Below are 1,307 nucleotides of genomic sequence, written 5' to 3'. Positions count from 1 at the left end.
CTCCCACTTGGGGAAGACCGAGCACCTGCTGCCAAATCCGCACCAACGCTTCTTCTACCGATGTGCGGGCGGCGACGTACTCGGTACCGGATTGCAGATGTCCTTCGGGAGCAGGCAGCGCTTTACGGTCGATCTTTCCGTTTGGCGTCAGCGGCATCCGCTCGAGCTGCACGAAGTAAGCCGGGATCATGTACCCCGGTAACGATTGCGAGAGCGCTCCTCTGAGTTCACTTCCGGTCAGCTCGCGATCCGCCACGAAGTAAGCGCACAGAGCACGATCCCCTTCCTCCACTTCGTGGGCGATGACAATGGCTTCGCGGACGGATTCGCCTTTCAAAAGCTGCGCCTCTATCTCGCCAAGCTCAATGCGGTAGCCGCGGATTTTGACCTGATGGTCGATCCTGCCCATGTATTCGATGTTGCCGTCCGGCAGCCAGCGCGCCAAGTCGCCTGTCCGGTACATCCGTTCTCCCGGAACAAACGGGTTGTCCACGAACTTCTCCGCCGTCAGTTCGGGACGATTAAGGTAGCCCCGGGCTACGCCGTCCCCGCCAATATATATTTCTCCCGGGACGCCGATCGGTACAAATTGATGCTGCGGATTGAACAAATAAATTCTCACGTTGTCTGCCGGTACTCCGACTGGCACCGATTCCCGTACATCTTTTACAGGATCGTACCGATAAATCATGCATCCGACGACCGTTTCGGTCGGACCGTATTCATTGAAAATCTCAATCCTCCCGTTAAACCGCTCCGATATGTTCTTGGCCAGACTCGTGCTCAAGTTCTCCCCGCCGACAATGAGTTTCCGTATTCTCGATCCGCTGCCTATATTCATTTCTTGGATTAAGCTTAGATGAGTTGGCGTCAGTTTGAGGACATCCACTTGATTCTCTTTGACAATACGCCGGATTAACGCTACCTTGTCCGTTCCTTCATAAATACGGATGGTATTACCTGTTATGAGCGGCGTAAACACGGAGGTAACCGTGAGATCAAAAGAAATCGACGAATACAGCGGGAAGTCTAGCTTGTCTTCTGCCACATAGACTTTTCGGGCCCACCAGATATAGTTAACCAACCCCTGCTGTGTAATCATGGCTCCTTTCGGCAGCCCCGTGGTGCCGGAAGTATAAATGAGATAGGCCAGAGCGTCCGGTTGGACGATCGTGCCCAGATTCGAGCTATCCGAAGCGTATGCTTGGTAGTCGTCCAAATCTACAAGTTTTACAGCCGAAGTTACCTCTTCCCACAGACGGTTTTGCGTAAGCAGCAGCTTTGCTCCCGAGTCCTCGAGCATGTAA

General features: G+C 53.6%; 1 protein-coding gene. It reads right to left on the bottom strand.

Annotated elements, in window-relative coordinates:
• Positions 1 to 1,307, bottom strand: a 1,307-nt coding sequence (locus tag L692_RS28560; RefSeq protein WP_036723329.1) for an amino acid adenylation domain-containing protein, incomplete at both ends; no start/stop codon positions are given.

Origin of the sequence: Paenibacillus forsythiae T98, from assembly GCF_000520735.1 — a bacterium.
Classification (GTDB): domain Bacteria; phylum Bacillota; class Bacilli; order Paenibacillales; family Paenibacillaceae; genus Paenibacillus_AQ; species Paenibacillus_AQ forsythiae.
The sequence above is the reverse complement of the archived record's forward strand: the minus strand, read 5'-3'. Positions and strand labels throughout refer to the sequence as shown.